The sequence below is a fragment of the Aliivibrio thorii genome (assembly GCF_057368585.1).
In genome coordinates this window covers 484,265-500,505 of record NZ_CM170654.1, presented here as the reverse complement: position 1 = coordinate 500,505, position 16,241 = coordinate 484,265, and the positions used below count along the sequence as shown (strand labels likewise).

The window sequence follows — 16,241 nt, the reverse complement described above, 5'->3', positions numbered from 1 at the left end:
ACTCTCAACAACATCATGCAGTAAGTCATAGAGGACAAGATGTTAATCTATATAATTGATATGTTCGGCACCGCCATCTTTGCTATTTCGGGAGTGTTATTAGCAGGACGGTTAAAAATGGACCCTTTTGGCGTCACAGTACTTGCGAGTGTGACCGCTATCGGTGGAGGCACTATTCGAGATATGGCACTTGGTGCTACCCCTGTTTTCTGGATTACTGATACTAACTATTTATTAGTCATTTTTATTACCTGCATTTTAACCATGTTAATCATTAGAAAACCTAAACGCCTCCCTTGGTATGTTTTGCCAGTGTCCGATGCTATTGGATTAGCAGTCTTTGTCGGTATCGGCGTTGAGAAAGCATTAAAATATAATGCAGATCCTATGGTGGCTGTAATTATGGGAGTAATTACCGGTTGTGGCGGTGGAATAATTAGAGATGTGCTTGCACGTGAAGTACCAATGGTACTAAGAAGTGAGGTATATGCTACAGCTTGTATTGCAGGAGGTATCGTTCATACCTCAGCACTCGAATGCAATGTTCAGAGTTCAACCGCTATGCTGATGGGGGTCGCCACCACCTTAGTTATTCGATTAGCAGCAATTCGATGGCACCTTTCATTACCAACATTTGCATTGAACAAGTAATAGCGAAATAGGCAGGATATCGACTGCCTATTTATTTACTTACCTTAAGCTTGACGATTTATTGAACTTTTATGAGAAAAAAGGTGACCAAGCTTTAACTATAACCCCGTTTCATAGTAGTTAACTGCAAAACAGGCTACACTTCTATGTTGTTATTTGTATTCAATATTTACTACCTAATCGAATGATATTATCTAAATTAACTCGCATTCCTGTAATTCATCGCATTCTTATTGGTATTTGTAGTGCTGGTATAGCGGCAACCATTGCCACGATTCCCGATACTGTTGCACCCGATTCTGGGTTTTACAAACTATCAATTGGCCAAAGCTATCCTGTAGAGATCCGTCAGGAATCTCTTGTTTCGCATGAACTAACCGAAAAAAACAAACAACTTTCTTGGGAAACCTACACTGTTAAGCCGGGAGAAAGTGCGTCCGTCTTATTTAGTCGGGTTGGCTTAACCGCTCGCCAACTTTATAATTTAACTAGCAGTGATAAAGAAATTGAGACACAGCTGACTCGTCTTCGTCCTGGAGATAAATTAAAGTTTGGTTTTAATCAAGATCAAGAAATCATTCAGCTTATTCGTCCTATCAGTAAATTTGAAACCTACCGTATTAATAAAATAGGCGATAATTACCTTGGTCTATTTGAAAAACAAGAAATAGAAACTCAACTGAATTACACCAAAGCAACCATTACCTCCAACTTTTGGAATGCTTCTATTGGTGCAAGCTTAAATGCAAATCAAATTATGGAACTGGCTGGTATTTTTGGATGGGATATCGACTTTGCACTAGATATTCGAGAAGGCGATAACTTTAAAGTTCTTTATGAAGAAAAGTATGTCGAAGGCGAATACGCCGGAAAAGGTAATATCATCGCCGCCTCATTTACCAATCGTGGAGATACTTTTACTGCTATTCGTAATGATAAAAATGGAAATTTCTACGAACCAAATGGTCGAGCCATGAAAAAAGCTTTTTTACGCTCACCAATCAATTTTCGTTATGTTAGCTCTAACTTTAATCCTCGTCGATTACACCCAGTAACGGGGCAAAGAAAAGCACACAGAGGAACCGATTATGTAGCTCCAGTCGGTACTCCTATTTGGGCCGCAGGTGATGGTGTTGTAGATAAAGCAGGTTATAACCAATTTAATGGTAACTATGTATTCATTCGTCACAGTAATACTTACATTACTAAATACCTACACATGACTAAGCGTTATGTTAAAGCTGGCCAACGAGTGAAACAAGGCGACACAGTTGGTACGCTTGGTGGAACTGGGCGAGTCACTGGACCCCACTTACATTATGAATTTTTGGTAAATGGCGTTCATAAAGATGCAAGAACCGTCTCTTTACCTCAATCAAAATCGTTAACAGGTAACGATAAAAAAGAGTTTGAAGTCGTTGCTAAAGAGCGCTTAAAGCAGTTAGAACAATACAGCGAATTTATTGTAGGTAACCACCCAGTAATCACTCACTAAACAATAAATCACCATCATAATAATTGTCCTAATGATCGTAATATTCATTAGGGCATCTTTTTAATCGTTTCTATCTATATCTTTATCTCTACCAAGCATTAATAAGCACGGTGTTAATACCAAAGTTAATACTGTAGCAAATGCTAACCCTCCAGCAACTGCTGTTGCTAATTGAGACCACCACTGTGTACTTGGCGCTCCAAATTCAACTTTTTGATTAACTAAATCAATATTCATTTCAAGAACCATGGGCATTAAACCTAAGATAGTTGTTACTGTTGTAAGCAGTACAGGTCTTAAACGTTGAATTCCAGTACGTAAAATTGCATCAACTTTTTCAAGACCGTCTTTACGTAAAGTGTTGTAAGTATCAATAAGCACAATATTATTATTAACGACGATTCCCGCTAAGGATATAACCCCTATCCCTGACATAATTATACCAAAAGGACGTTGAAATATAAGTAAACCAGCAAACACTCCAACCGTGGAGAATAGAACCGCACTTAAAATTAAAAAGGCCTGATAGAAACTATTAAATTGAGTGACTAGAATTATTGCCATTACCGCTAAAGCAACAATAAAAGCATTCTGAAGAAATGCTGCAGAATTATTTTGCTCTTCATTCTGCCCCCTTAATTTAAACTCAACACCTTCAGGTAAATCTAAAGCAACAAGAGCCGATTCAATTTTAGGTAACTCAATACTTAAATTATACCCCTCACTCATATCAGCTTTAACCGTTAGGATTCTATGGCCGTCAATACGATGAATTTTATCTTGTTTGTGAGTAGGGATAATTCGAGCAAAATTAGTAATAGGCACTAATCCCAATGCCGTTTTTACTCTTAATTCATCAAAGCGTCCAATGTCTCGATGCTCTTCAGGGAAACGAACTAAAATATCAACCTGCTCATCATTATCATCTGGTAAATAGTCACCAATCTTCAGACCATTAGTAACAAATTGAACCGTATTACCGACAAGAGTTGCATCAGCTCCAAAACGTGCGGCATCATCTCGACGAATATCAATTTTCCAATCAATACCTTGCTTGTTTGAAGTATCACTAATATTAGTAAAAGCAATATTCCCATCAAGCCAAGACCTAACTTGCTTGACTGCTTGATTTAAGTCATTCCCATTACGAGCACTCATTTCTATCACTAAATCATGCTCACTTGGAGGACCAGCATTCGGTGTACTGAACTCTAAATCAATTCCCGCAACATCCTTTGTTTTTAACCTTAAATCTTCAATAATCTCTTTTACTGATCTGCGGTATTGCCAATCCACTGGTGTGATTTGTATTTGCCCAATATCATCATCGCCCCCCGTTCGAGTATAAACACTGTCTAACTCATCCATTCCTAGAATTTGTTCCTGAACTTCAACCATTAATTTATCTTTTTCATTAATAGAAAGATCCCCATAAGATCGAACTTTAACGGTTAAAAAAGGCGGATCAACATCAGGAAAGAAAACCACACCTAAGCCAGCTTTAGCATAAGTAAATCCGATACCAATAGAGAATATAATAGCAAGAAATAAGATCTTAAATGGGTGCTTTAATGCAATGGAAAGAGTTTGAAAGTAAACCTTCGTAATCCCTTCAGCCTTATTATAATCACCATGACTCAAGGCATATAATTTCTCTTTTTTCTCAGGACATATTTGCTGAGATTTTCCGAATAAACTCCCTAATACAGGAACAAATAAAAGTGCCATAAACAAGGAGGCACTTAATGTTGCTATCAAAGTGAGCGGCAGATATTTCATAAATTCGCCAGTGATATCTGGCCAGAATAATAAAGGAGCAAAAGCTGCTAATGTTGTCGCTGTAGATGCCGTAATTGGCCACGCCATTCGCTGAGCCGCTTCTCGATAAGCTTCTACTCTATGCGCGCCTTCTTGCATTCTTCTATCTGCATACTCGGTAACAACAATAGCGCCATCAACCAACATCCCAACGGCCATTATAAGTGAAAATAACACTACAATATTGATCGTTAAACCAAATAAAGCCAATACCAACAATCCAGTCAAAAAAGAGCCAGGAATAGAGATCCCAACAAGTAAAGCCGTTCTTACCCCCAAAATAGCAATAATCACAATCACGACTAATAAGATGGCTGAAAGGATATTATTTTGAAGATCATTAAGCATGACCTTAACGTCTTTTGACTCATCCCACGTGTATTTAACTAATAAATTATTTGGCCATGAATCAAGCTCTTGAGCACCAGCTAAAACCGCTTTTACTATCTCAACAGTTTCAATAATGTTTTCACCAGAGCGTTTTTTGATGTCTAAAACAATCGCTTTTTCACCATTTAGCCGAGCGTAACTGTTTGGATCCCTAAAGGCTTTTCGAACCGTTGCAATATCCCCAAAGGTAACAACTTGCTTACCATCCACTTTAATCGGTAGCTCAAGGATATCTTTTAATGAATCAAAAACAGAAGGAACTTTAACTGAAAATCGTCCATAACCAGTATCAACAAACCCTGCAGCTACTACACGATTATTCAGTGCAATAAGATTATAAATAGCGGCTTGATCTAATCCGTAACTTTCTAATAAAAGAGGATCGACAATAATTTCAACGACATCCTCTCGATCACCGGCAATATCAACCTCTAAAATTTGTTTATAGCTTTCTAACTTATCTCGTAATTGACGAGCTATTTGAACGGTCGTACGCTCTGGTACCGTGCCATATAACACCACAGAAAGAACCGCTTGCTCGGCAGCTAAAGTGACTTCATTTACCGTTGGCTCATCACTTTCCTCTGGTAAATCTGGTTTTACCAAATCAACGGCATCTCTAACGTCTGTTAACGCCTTATCTAAATCCGTTCCTACGCTAAACTCCAGAGTTACCGAACCATGCCCCTCACCAGCGACTGCCGTCATTTCCTTAATACCTTCAATAGAGCGTAATTCTTGCTCCATAGGACGAACAAGCAAACGCTCTGAATCTTCAGGGGAAATCCCCTGATGACTCATGGACACATAAATAATAGGTATAGTGATGTCAGGGTTTGACTCTTTTGGGATGATAATATAGGTAGAGATACCAGCAATAAACAGTAATACCAATAGCATTAACATAGTTCGAGAGCGACTCAATGCTGCATTAATAATAGCTAACATATGACTTCCCTATTTTCGTTGAGCGTGAATAAAATCACCATCACGGACAAATCCTTGTCCTACCGTAATGATATCAACATCATTACCAAGCCCTGTTAGCCAAATACCATCATCTTCTGCTTTTACTAATTGAATAGGAATAAATTTAACACGTAGTTCGCTCTCTGAGTTCCCCTCACTTTGAACCACAGTTTTAACCCCTAAATCCCCACCTTCATTCAATGCGAGCATTGCAGGAGAAACCTTTATTGCTGGTTGAAGAGCAAGGTTTATAACCACCTCAGCACTCATTCCAGCAAAGATCTGAGCGCCCGTGTTAGGAATTTCTATTTCGACAGCAAATGTATTCGTTGATAAAGAAGACACCCTTGAAATATATCGAATATCCCCTTCTATAGAAGTATCATTAATAAAAATTACTTCGGCTTTTTGATGTTTCACTAGCTGCTCGATATGTCTTTCACTGACATTGACTTCAATAACAAGAGGATCTAAAACAACCAATTTTGCAACGGGATCACCGCGACTAACAAAATCACCGACTTCAACAAAAAGGTGCTCAACAACACCATCAAATGGTGCCGTAATCGTAGTATTTTTAAGAATGAGTTCAGCATTTCTAACTCTCGCTTTAGCTTCAGCTAACGACGCTTGGGCTTTACTAAAAGCGACATCTCCTTGCAAACCTTTACGACGAAGCTGTTTCGCTGCATTAAATTCTTTTAAACGAACTGAATAAATCGCCTTTACTTGGCTCAATTGTAAATCTAGATCTGCCATATCTAAGAGAGCAATAGGTTGATCTTTTTTTACTCGCTCCCCTTTTTTTACTAGAAATGTTTCAATTTGAGCGGCAACTTGAGCACCTAAGGTCGTTTGACGATCAGGAGCTGTTCGGCCATAAAGAGAAATAGTTTTATGAGTAGGTATTGATTGAAAGTGCTCAACAATGACGTTAGCAAAAGGAACATTAAGTGTTGGGCTCGTTTGTTTTACTTCTGAATCTTCAGCATGAGAAGGGCCGCTCATTATCCATAAAAATAAGCTGAGAAATAAAAAAGATGAGATTATCCATGGTCGATGAATAAGATAGGAAAAAAAAGCAGGTGCGTATTTACCCATAGCAACAATCCTTAGTGCTTTAGAGGTAGATAAACAGTAATACATCCTAATTTACTGTGAAACTAATAAACCTTTATACATAAATTAAATAAAAAAAGGGAAGTGAGAAAACCTCCACTTACCCTTCTATATCAGCAGTTAAACGCTGAATGATGCCCCGCAACCACATGTTGTCGTTGCATTAGGGTTATTGATGAAGAAACGAGACCCTTCTAAGCCTTCTGTATAATCAACAACGCCGCCAATTAGGTATTGTAAACTCATAGGGTCAACTACCAATGTAACGCCGTCATTTACAAGTGTCATATCACCTTCGTTTACGTCTTCATCGAAAGTAAATCCGTATTGGAAACCACTACAACCACCACCTGTAATATAAACACGTAGTTTTAGATTTGGATTTTCTTCTTCTGCTATTAACGTTTTTACTTTTGCTGCTGCAACATCAGAAAACGTTAACGGCACAGATACATCACTCATTTAAACCTCTCAAGATTGGTTTCCAATTCTATTTTAATTCTGATTATCTAATACCTGACTGTTTCATTCAAGTATTCAATACTTCCATCGTACCAAACAGCGCTAGTCATCTCTCATTCAACACGATTATTTACTTATTAGATGGGGATTAATACGATCAACTCAAGCATTCTGATTCAATTTAGGTACAATAACCGCCAACTGGTCCAATTAATTACTATGAGGATATAAGTAATGACCAAATCAGCAGAACTATTCGCAAAAGCTCAAGATAAAATTCCTGGTGGTGTTAACTCTCCTGTTCGTGCTTTTGCTGGCGTTGGTGGTTCACCAATTTTTGTTGAGCGTGCCGATGGCCCGTTAATTTTTGATGCCGATGGTAAAGCTTATATTGATTATGTTGGCTCTTGGGGCCCAATGATCCTTGGTCATAACCATGCAGCTATTCGTGAAGCTGTTATCTCAGCAGCGCAGCGTGGTTTAAGTTTCGGAGCTCCAACAGAGACTGAAATTGACATGGCTGAACTTGTTTCTGAACTAGTTCCATCAATGGAACAAGTTCGTATGGTAAGTTCTGGTACAGAAGCAACCATGAGCGCTATTCGCCTTGCTCGTGGTTATACTAGCCGTGACAAGATCATGAAATTTGAAGGTTGTTACCACGGCCATGCAGACAGCTTATTAGTAAAAGCAGGCTCTGGTGCACTAACTCTTGGCCAACCAAGTTCTCCTGGCGTACCTGCTGATTTTGCAAAATATACACTAACAGCAACGTTCAATAACTTGGACTCTGTGCGTGAAATGTTTGCCGCTAACAAAGATGAAATTGCTTGTATTATTGTTGAACCAGTCGCAGGAAACATGAATTGTATTCCACCTGTTGAAGGATTCCATGAAGGTCTTCGTGAAATCTGTGACGCAGAAGGCGCCCTATTAATCTTTGATGAAGTAATGACTGGTTTCCGTGTTGCAGAGAATTGTGCTCAAGGCTATTACAATATTAAGCCTGACCTAACTTGTTTAGGTAAAGTTATCGGTGGCGGTATGCCAGTTGGGGCTTTTGGTGGCCGTAAAGATGTTATGCAATACATCGCACCTACTGGTCCAGTTTACCAAGCAGGTACACTTTCTGGTAACCCTGTAGCAATGGCAGCTGGTTTTGCTTGTTTAAAAGTGCTAACAGAAGAAGGCAATGAAAAGCGCATTGCAACTACAACCAAACAATTAGCGCTAGGCTTAAAAGAGCTAGCAAATAAACACGGTATCCCAATGGTGGTAAATTACGTTGGCGGCATGTTTGGTTTCTTCTTTACAGATCAAGAGACAGTAACCACTTACGAAGACGTAACCAAATGTAATATCGATCAATTCAAGCGTTTTTTCAATCTAATGCTGACACATGGCGTCTACCTTGCTCCTTCAGCTTTTGAAGCTGGCTTTACCTCTTTAGCTCACGGCCCAAAAGAAATAGAAGCAACGTTAGAAGCAGCAGATCGTAGCTTTGCAAAAATGGCTTCTGAAGCGAAATAAACACAAAGTAATTAAATAATGGCTTATCTATCCCTTAGAGAGGCCATTTTTATTGCCAAAAATACATCACTAATATTCCTAACCCTACAACAATAATTGGTATAATTGGTAATGTTCTTTTTTTATTACTACTGCACGTATCTTTCCCACAACAGCTCATAATTACTCTCCATTATATTCTTGCTAAGCTAACCAAGTATCTATATAACTTAACTTACCATCATTACTTATAAATAGCTTACAGCATCATAAGGGAAGAATGTGTCTCATTTCAATAAACTAAATTCTAGCCATTGGGTTTTAATTGCAGCCTTACTCGCATCTGGTTATGCGTGTTTCCTATTAATACAACCTTATTTAAACCCGATTGTTCTCGCATTTATTATGTCTCTTTTATTTGCACCTCTACATAATAAAATCAGCGGAAAATTACCAAATAGCCCTAATACAGCTGCAATTTTATCTTGTACCGCTTTAACTTTTATTATCGCTATTCCTTTATTTTTTGTCTTTGTAGCTCTTGTTCAACAAGGTGCTACATTTTCAAAAGATGCTTATCATTGGGTTACTGAAGGTGGTGTTCAAACCTTATTTGAACACCCTATTGTTTCTCAAGTCTTAGCCTTTATTAATAAACATTTACCTTTTGACGCTATTGACCCTGCTGAAATTACTCAAAAAATCGCTCAACTTGCTTCACAAGTAGGAACAAAAGTTGTTGGCGTCAGTGCTCAAATATTAGGAGATGTGACTAATGTCCTAATGAATTTCTTCTTAATGTTATTTGTTCTTTTCTTCTTATTACGAGATCAAGATAAAATCATTTCAGCTTTTCGCCATGTACTTCCTCTTTCAAGAAGTCAAGAAGACCGCTTACTTGACGAAATTGAAGAAGTGTCAAAGTCAGCAATTCTTGGATCTTTCTTGACCGCGATAGCTCAAGGCTTAGCTGGTGGCTTTGCGATGTGGTTAGCAGGGTTTCCTGGTCTATTTTGGGGAACAATGATGGGGTTTGCTTCCTTTATCCCTGTTGTTGGAACCGCTCTTATTTGGGTGCCAGCAACAATTTATCTGCTATTAACGAACCAATGGGAATGGGCAATTTTCTTAACCGCTTGGGGAGTATTGGTCGTAGGTTCAATTGATAACATCGTTCGACCATTATTAATGCAAGGTAACTCAGGTATGAATACGTTGCTTATTTTCTTCTCCTTATTAGGTGGTATTCACCTGTATGGCTTAATTGGCTTAATTTATGGCCCTATAATTTTTGCATTAACTCTAGTTCTATTTAATATGTATGAAACTGAATTTAAATCATTTTTAGACCAACAAGATAAAAATTAACACCTTAAGCTCTATTAGGTAGAGGCTGTATTTATTTACTCACGTAAACAGCCTCTTACTTTTCTTTTCCTTCCCCTTTCTTTGTGGGACAATCTCGCCAGTTTTTGTATTCTTTCGAGGCCATTATGTCTTACTCTGCTCCAAGTCAAATCACTCAGCGTCAACTTGCCTATTTTGAAGGTAAGCATGTTCTTATTGCCGGTGAGCTCATTGATGATTTTCCTATTGAGCTAGATAAACATTGTGCTTCCACATCTATCTTTACCACCAATTACGCTTACTATCAGCAATTTTCAGAACATCAATCTATCAAGTGCCATTTCGGCGCAGAGTTAATAGAAGACACCAATGCTGATATGATTTTACTTTATTGGCCAAAAGCAAAAGCTGAGGCTGAATATTTACTTACAATGCTACTAGCAAAACTAGGTAAAGATACCGAAATCATTGTTGTCGGTGAAAACAGAAGTGGTGTGAAAAGCATTGAAAAAATGTTTGCCGATTTAGGGCCTATCAATAAATTGGATTCAGCTCGTCGTTGCAGTTTTTATTGGGGACAATGTACAGAAAACGTTCCTACATTCACCCTACAAGATTGGTTTAAAGAGTATCAAGTTCAATTTGAAGAGCACACAATTGAAGTAAGAAGCCTACCTGGTGTATTTAGTCATGGTGAATTTGATAAGGGTTCTGAATTACTACTACAAACACTGCCATCATTGCGTGGACACGTACTTGATTTTGGTTGTGGTGCAGGTGTTTTAGGTTCAGTAATGAAAACGTTAAATCCTAAAATTCATTTAGATATGGTTGATATAAGTGCTCTAGCGATTGCATCTTCGATTGAAACATTAAAAGCAAATGGCATAGAAGGTAATGTATTTGCGAGTGATGTGTACTCTAATACCAAAGAAAACTATCAATTTATTGTAAGTAATCCACCTTTTCATGCAGGGTTAAAAACTCACTACTCTTCAACCGAAGAATTACTTGAGAAAGCACCACAAAATCTCACTCATCAAGGACAACTTATTTTAGTTGCCAATAGTTTTTTACAATACCCTCCAATTATTGAAAATGCATTTGGGCATTGTGAAACTTTAGCGAAGAATAATAAATTCAAAATCTATTCAGCTCAAAAATAATTATTGTCTACCGCCGCACTTTAATGCTCTGTTGCTTGATTTTTAACGTAATTTACGTATAAGAGGCAACAGAGCTTCTCGTTAAAATCCCCAAACACATGTTTACTGACACGTTAATTGTGTCAATTTCGCTGAATGGATAACAGTGCAGACTAGGCCTTAAAATGGAAAAAAAACAACACTTTAAACGTCTTCAAAATACGTTAATGCTAGCATTCCTCGTGTTAAGTATTACACCACTTTCAATTATTGCTATTTTCTTTCTTCACTCTCATAGCCAAGATCTAGCAACACAAAGTACCGCTCACCTTGTTTCATTACGAGACAATAAAGAACAACAAGTTAGTAATTACTTTAAAGCCAGAGAATCTGAAGTCTTAGGTTTTGCTCGTTCAGAATTAGCGAATGCAAGTGGTGGCCGATTCTATGGTTTAATCAGCGCATTCCCTAGCTTAGGAACATCGATAGAGAACGCAAGAAAAAATGCTCAATTACGATATATCGAAGGTTCTGGAGATAAAGTTCGAACCAGTATTTTACCTGAATCAGATTCATATATTGGCAGTGAACGTTATCGCCTTCTACATAAACGTTATCATTGGGCTTATCAAGAGTTACTCAAACGTTCTGATTTTACAGATATATTACTTGTTGATATCAATGGTAATGTCGTCTATTCAACTAAAAAAGAAGATAACTACGGTACCAACTTACTGACAGGTAAATATAAAGGAACCACATTAGAAAAGACTTATAGCCACGTGCGAACTATGGTTGAAAACTCTAAAAACAAAGACAACATACCTGTTATATTTTCAGACTTTTCTTATGTAAATGGTGAAAGTATCTCGTGGTTTGCAGCTCCTATTGTCCAGCAAGGTTATTTACATAGTTTCGTATTATTTAAGCTACCAAATACAGGACTTGCAAACCTCTTAGATAACACTCAAGAAAATACATCAATTAAAACCTACTTCGTTGGTGAAGACTCTTATTCGCGTATTAGTACAAGCGATACAGATAAAAATTTATCTAAAAACATGGCGGCTGCATTATCAGGAAAAACCGATGTCGGTAGCTTCATGGATAAAAACGAGCAAAAAGTGCTGGCAGCTTTCACTGCAATACATATAGATGATCACACATGGGGCTTATCTATAGAGCTACCAGAGAAAGAAGCTTTTGCTCGCATACAACAACTAGAACAGATTTTTATTATTGCTATGATTATCGCGATAGTCAGCGTTGTTATTGCCTCTCATTTTTTATCAAACTCAATAACCGCCCCTTTATTAAGATTAACATGGGCAGCAGAACGAGTATCTGCAGGAGATTTAGATCAAGATATGATCAGCACTGACAGAAAAGATGAAATTGGTCGCCTTGCGGTAAGCTTTGCCCGTATGCAACGTTCTATCAGAGAGAAAATCCAATTAATTAAAGCTCAAAATGAGGAGCTTGAAGCAAACTTAACGGTTATCCAAAATAAAAATAACGAATTAGAAGCTGCTGATAAATTAAAAGATGAATTCCTAGCCACTACATCTCATGAATTAAGAACCCCTTTACATGGCATGGTCGGTATTGCTGAAGCACTTTACACAGGTGCTAATGGGCCGATATCTGCATCTCATAAGCACCAATTAGAGATCATAATTAATAGCGGCCAACGATTAACAAACCTTGTTAATGATTTACTGGATTACCATAAGATGCGCCATGGTAATTTAGATATTAATCGACATGTGGCCGATCTTTCTTCAGCAACAAGCTTAGTTCTTGAATTATCACAACATTTATTAGGCCACAAATCGATTCGTATCATTAATCAAGTCGATAAATCATTACCTTCGGTTTACGCCGATGAACAACGACTTGAACAAGTTTTATATAACTTAATTGGTAATGCGATTAAGTACACTTCAGAGGGTAAAATAGTTATATCTGCAAGTGTTATTGACCAATTTTTACGAGTTCAAGTCGTTGATACTGGACATGGGATCCCTGCGGATGAATTAGAGCATATCTTTGAACCTTTAATACAAGCAGGACATGACTCTAACCGTTATCGTCAAGGCTCAGGACTTGGTTTATCCATTAGTCGTCAATTAATCGAGTTAATGGGAGGTTCTTTATATGTAAGTAGCCAGCCTATGGTTGGAGCGACATTTAGCTTCACAATCCCTTTAGCAACAAAAGCACAAATCCAGCAATACAAACAATTTTCTAAAGAAGATATTGCTCATTATCAAACGCCTGAAATATTAGAATATAATTTAGATGAATTAGCTGAAAAATCACCAGAAAACCCTGACGGTCCTTTATTACTTGTTGCGGATGATGAACCAGTAAATCTTCAAGTATTAAGCAGTTTTTTAAGGTTAGAAGGCTACCGAGTTAAAACTGCAAATGATGGACCTGAGACTTTACAAGTACTACAAGAAGAAAAACCAGAATTGCTTCTTCTCGATGTTATGATGCCTGGAATGAGTGGTTATGAAGTATGTCAATCATTAAGACAACAATATGACCACTCACAACTTCCAATCATAATGCTGACGGCATTAAATCAAACCCAAGATCGCATTAGAGGATTTGAGTCAGGGGCAAATGATTATTTAAGTAAACCATTTAATAAACAAGAATTAGCAGCTCGAATTAAAGCACATCTTCAAGCAAGTCAGGCTGAAGTCTTCCTTAACGAGAATGGGCGCTTACAGCAAGAAATTCGTCACAGAGAGAAAATTGAAGCCAGTTTATTAGAAACTCAAGCTCACATACTCGAACAGCTCAATCATGCTCATGAAGCAATTGTGTGTGCAAAGAATGATGGATACATTCAATACGTAAACCAATCCGCCGCCAAGTTATTTCAAAGAACCGAAGAGCAATTGTCTCGTTATACTATTGATGAGCTTATTGCAAAAAGAAGCTTAATTGAAAATAAACAAAATTACAGAGGCAACATTGATGTATACATTGACGGCAGTATCGAACAGATAAATGCTGATCTTTTGCATTTACCAGCAGAATCAGGGCTCTCATTAATGCTTATCGTTAGTCACACACATGAAGCCAGTGAGCAACGTATTCATGACTTAGAAAACGCCGTAGAGGCACTCTCAGCCTTCGCATTTGAAGGAGATAAACAAAAACTAGATTCTTTATCATTGGTTGGAGGCGATATCGCTCAACTTGCTAATAAAGCAAATGAGAACAAAGAAGATAAAGGCATCATTATGAGAGAACTTATTGTTGATGGTATGACATCAGGATTAACATATTGGGAAGAAGGTACAGGGCAAACAAAATACACTCTCGCAGAAGAGAGTGGATTATGGCGAGTTTATTTAGATAGAAGTACCTTACAAACACGAACTCTTGATAAATACCTCCGAGTTGAGACCCTACCAAAGACACCAAGATGGCGCACAGTCATTAGTACTCTTGAGTATATACTTGACCATTGTGAACTGCATAATCCTCAGCGAGATAAGCTAATTCGAATAAAAGATAAGCTAAAAATACTTATCTCATCCAACTAACGCCTTACACTCTAAGTATAAAAAAGCCTACATTTATTGCTAATGCCGATCAGTTAAGAAATTTTCCAGATCATTTGACTGATCGTTAAAAACCTTCAAAATCCGATATTGGGTAACCAATATCGGATTTTTTATGCAACTAACTAAAGCTCTAACACTGGCTAATGATTTCGTCCCTGATTCTGATTCTCTCGGAAAACTCAGTGATATATTACCTCCTGAATTTATTAATCAATGTTTAGAAGAGGCTGGGATAGCTACGATCCGTAAGCGCCGATTACCATTAGATATGATGATTTGGGTTGTGTTAGGCATGGCTTTCTATCGAGATGAGTCAGTCTGGGACATTACCAGTAATATGCAGCTTATGCTGCCAGGAAAGCGGCCACTAGTGGCTCCGAGTGCAGTAGTTCAAGCGAGACAAAGACTTGGAAGCGAAGCAGTAAGACATATTTTCACATCAACAGCTGAAATCTGGAATACCGAAGCAAACCATCCAACATGGAACGGTTTACAATTATTAGGTGTTGATGGCGTAGTTTGGCGAGCGCCTGACACAAAAGAAAACCTTCAAGTATTTGAACCTAAAAGTAATCAGCATGGCGAAACCTGCTACCCTAAAATCAGAATGGTATGCCAAATGGAACTCACTAGCCATTTATTGATCAATAGTGCTTTTGATAGCACAAAAGTCAGTGAAATGGTTTTAGCTGAACAACTTATCTCATCCACTCCAGATAACTCTATAACTTTGTTTGATAAAGGATTTTATTCCCTTGGCTTACTTCATAAATGGTCTACAACAGGATCGGAACGTCATTGGTTGCTTCCTGTGAAGAAAGGAACAATATATGAGGAAGTACGAACTTTAGGTCGACAAGATAAATTAGTGCGTTTAAAAACATCGCCACAAGCTAGAAAGAAGTTCCTTGATCTGCCGGAATATATTGAAGCTCGGTTAGTGAGTAAAAAAGTGAAAGGAAAAGAGACTCAAATTTTAACTTCAATGGTTGATCCAATGCGTTTTCCATCGTCTGAAATGGTAGAGCTGTACAGTGAGCGTTGGGAGATAGAAGTCGGTTATAGAGAAATGAAACAGACGCTTCTAAATAGTGAGCATCACCTTCGAAGTAAAAAGCCTGAGATGATTAGACAAGAATTATGGGGGATATTACTTGGTTATAACTTACTTAGATATCAAATGGTTAAGATGTCACATACGGTGAAGGGGCTTCACGCAAACCAATTAAGTTTCACATCATGCTCGCTGGCAATCATAAATATGTTGTACACAATGTCACTAAATAGTGCAGGTAATATCCCGAAGACTATCGCCTCTTTACAGGCAAATACCGCTCACTACATTTTACCGCCAAAGAGAGAAGATAGGCGCTATCCAAGGAGAGTTCGAGCTAAAGCCGTGAAGTACCCTTGCTGGAAAAAGAAAAAAGCCAGTCAGCTTAACTGACTGGCATTAACATTTATTGCAGGCTTTTTTATTTTCCGTTGAAATTTTACGAGCCAAAATAAGATTAAAATAGCTGTAAAAATATCTATTCTTTAAGGAAAAAAATTATCTAATAACACAGTCTTAATACTTTTGTCATGATAATGAGAAGCCACTCACAACAAATCTAAAGTGATAATTTTAGCAAAAAAATTAACGATACAGATCACAAGTGATCACTGTCACTATCTATTCAGAAGAAAAGTAATGACTATAAAACAAAGAATAATAAGGTAAGCACCCACTAACAACACACCATAAAA

The 16,241-nt window shown here is 37.7% G+C and carries 10 protein-coding genes; 7 read left to right on the top strand and 3 right to left on the bottom strand.

The features are described from left to right. Positions 1–39: 39 nt before the first annotated feature. Both AC2IP4_RS02195 and shyC read left to right on the top strand, forming a co-directional pair. Positions 40–651 (top strand): TRIC cation channel family protein, encoded by a 612-nt coding sequence (locus tag AC2IP4_RS02195; RefSeq protein ID WP_105055440.1) that lies wholly within the window; start codon positions 40–42, stop codon positions 649–651. A 187-nt stretch (positions 652–838) separates the two neighbouring features. Beyond that, positions 839–2,146, top strand: a complete 1,308-nt coding sequence (gene shyC, locus AC2IP4_RS02190; RefSeq protein ID WP_181044627.1) for a peptidoglycan DD-endopeptidase ShyC — start codon at positions 839–841, stop codon at positions 2,144–2,146. A gap of 60 nt (positions 2,147–2,206) precedes the next feature. Here the strand turns inward: shyC and AC2IP4_RS02185 are convergent, their stop codons facing one another. The 3 genes from AC2IP4_RS02185 to erpA form a co-directional block, all read right to left on the bottom strand. Continuing rightward, complete coding sequence (locus tag AC2IP4_RS02185; RefSeq protein ID WP_486310515.1) at positions 2,207–5,302, bottom strand: efflux RND transporter permease subunit; 3,096 nt, start codon at positions 5,300–5,302, stop codon at positions 2,207–2,209. Between the two features lie 9 nt (positions 5,303–5,311). Continuing rightward, entirely contained in the window at positions 5,312–6,424 is a 1,113-nt protein-coding gene (locus AC2IP4_RS02180; RefSeq protein ID WP_486310514.1) for an efflux RND transporter periplasmic adaptor subunit, read from the bottom strand. A gap of 138 nt (positions 6,425–6,562) precedes the next feature. Further along, on the bottom strand, positions 6,563–6,904 hold the full coding sequence (erpA, locus tag AC2IP4_RS02175) for an iron-sulfur cluster insertion protein ErpA (protein WP_045101254.1): 342 nt from the start codon (positions 6,902–6,904) through the stop codon (positions 6,563–6,565). Positions 6,905–7,138: 234 nt separating this feature from the next. Between erpA and hemL the strand changes: the two genes are divergently transcribed. The 5 genes from hemL to AC2IP4_RS02150 all read left to right on the top strand — a co-directional run bounded on the left by hemL (position 7,139) and on the right by AC2IP4_RS02150 (position 15,939). Next, positions 7,139–8,434, top strand: coding sequence for a glutamate-1-semialdehyde 2,1-aminomutase (gene hemL / locus AC2IP4_RS02170; RefSeq protein WP_486306736.1), 1,296 nt, complete (start codon positions 7,139–7,141; stop codon positions 8,432–8,434). Between the two features lie 261 nt (positions 8,435–8,695). After that, entirely contained in the window at positions 8,696–9,781 is a 1,086-nt protein-coding gene (locus AC2IP4_RS02165; protein ID WP_375321185.1) for an AI-2E family transporter, read from the top strand. 125 nt (positions 9,782–9,906) lie between these two features. After that, a complete protein-coding gene (rsmC, locus tag AC2IP4_RS02160; RefSeq protein WP_486310513.1) occupies positions 9,907–10,926 on the top strand; it encodes a 16S rRNA (guanine(1207)-N(2))-methyltransferase RsmC in 1,020 nt (339 codons plus the stop codon). 164 nt (positions 10,927–11,090) lie between these two features. Continuing rightward, entirely contained in the window at positions 11,091–14,471 is a 3,381-nt protein-coding gene (locus AC2IP4_RS02155) for a response regulator (RefSeq protein WP_486310512.1), read from the top strand. A 133-nt stretch (positions 14,472–14,604) separates the two neighbouring features. Next, on the top strand, positions 14,605–15,939 hold the full coding sequence (locus AC2IP4_RS02150) for an IS4 family transposase (protein ID WP_486310247.1): 1,335 nt from the start codon (positions 14,605–14,607) through the stop codon (positions 15,937–15,939). Positions 15,940–16,241 lie beyond the last annotated feature (302 nt).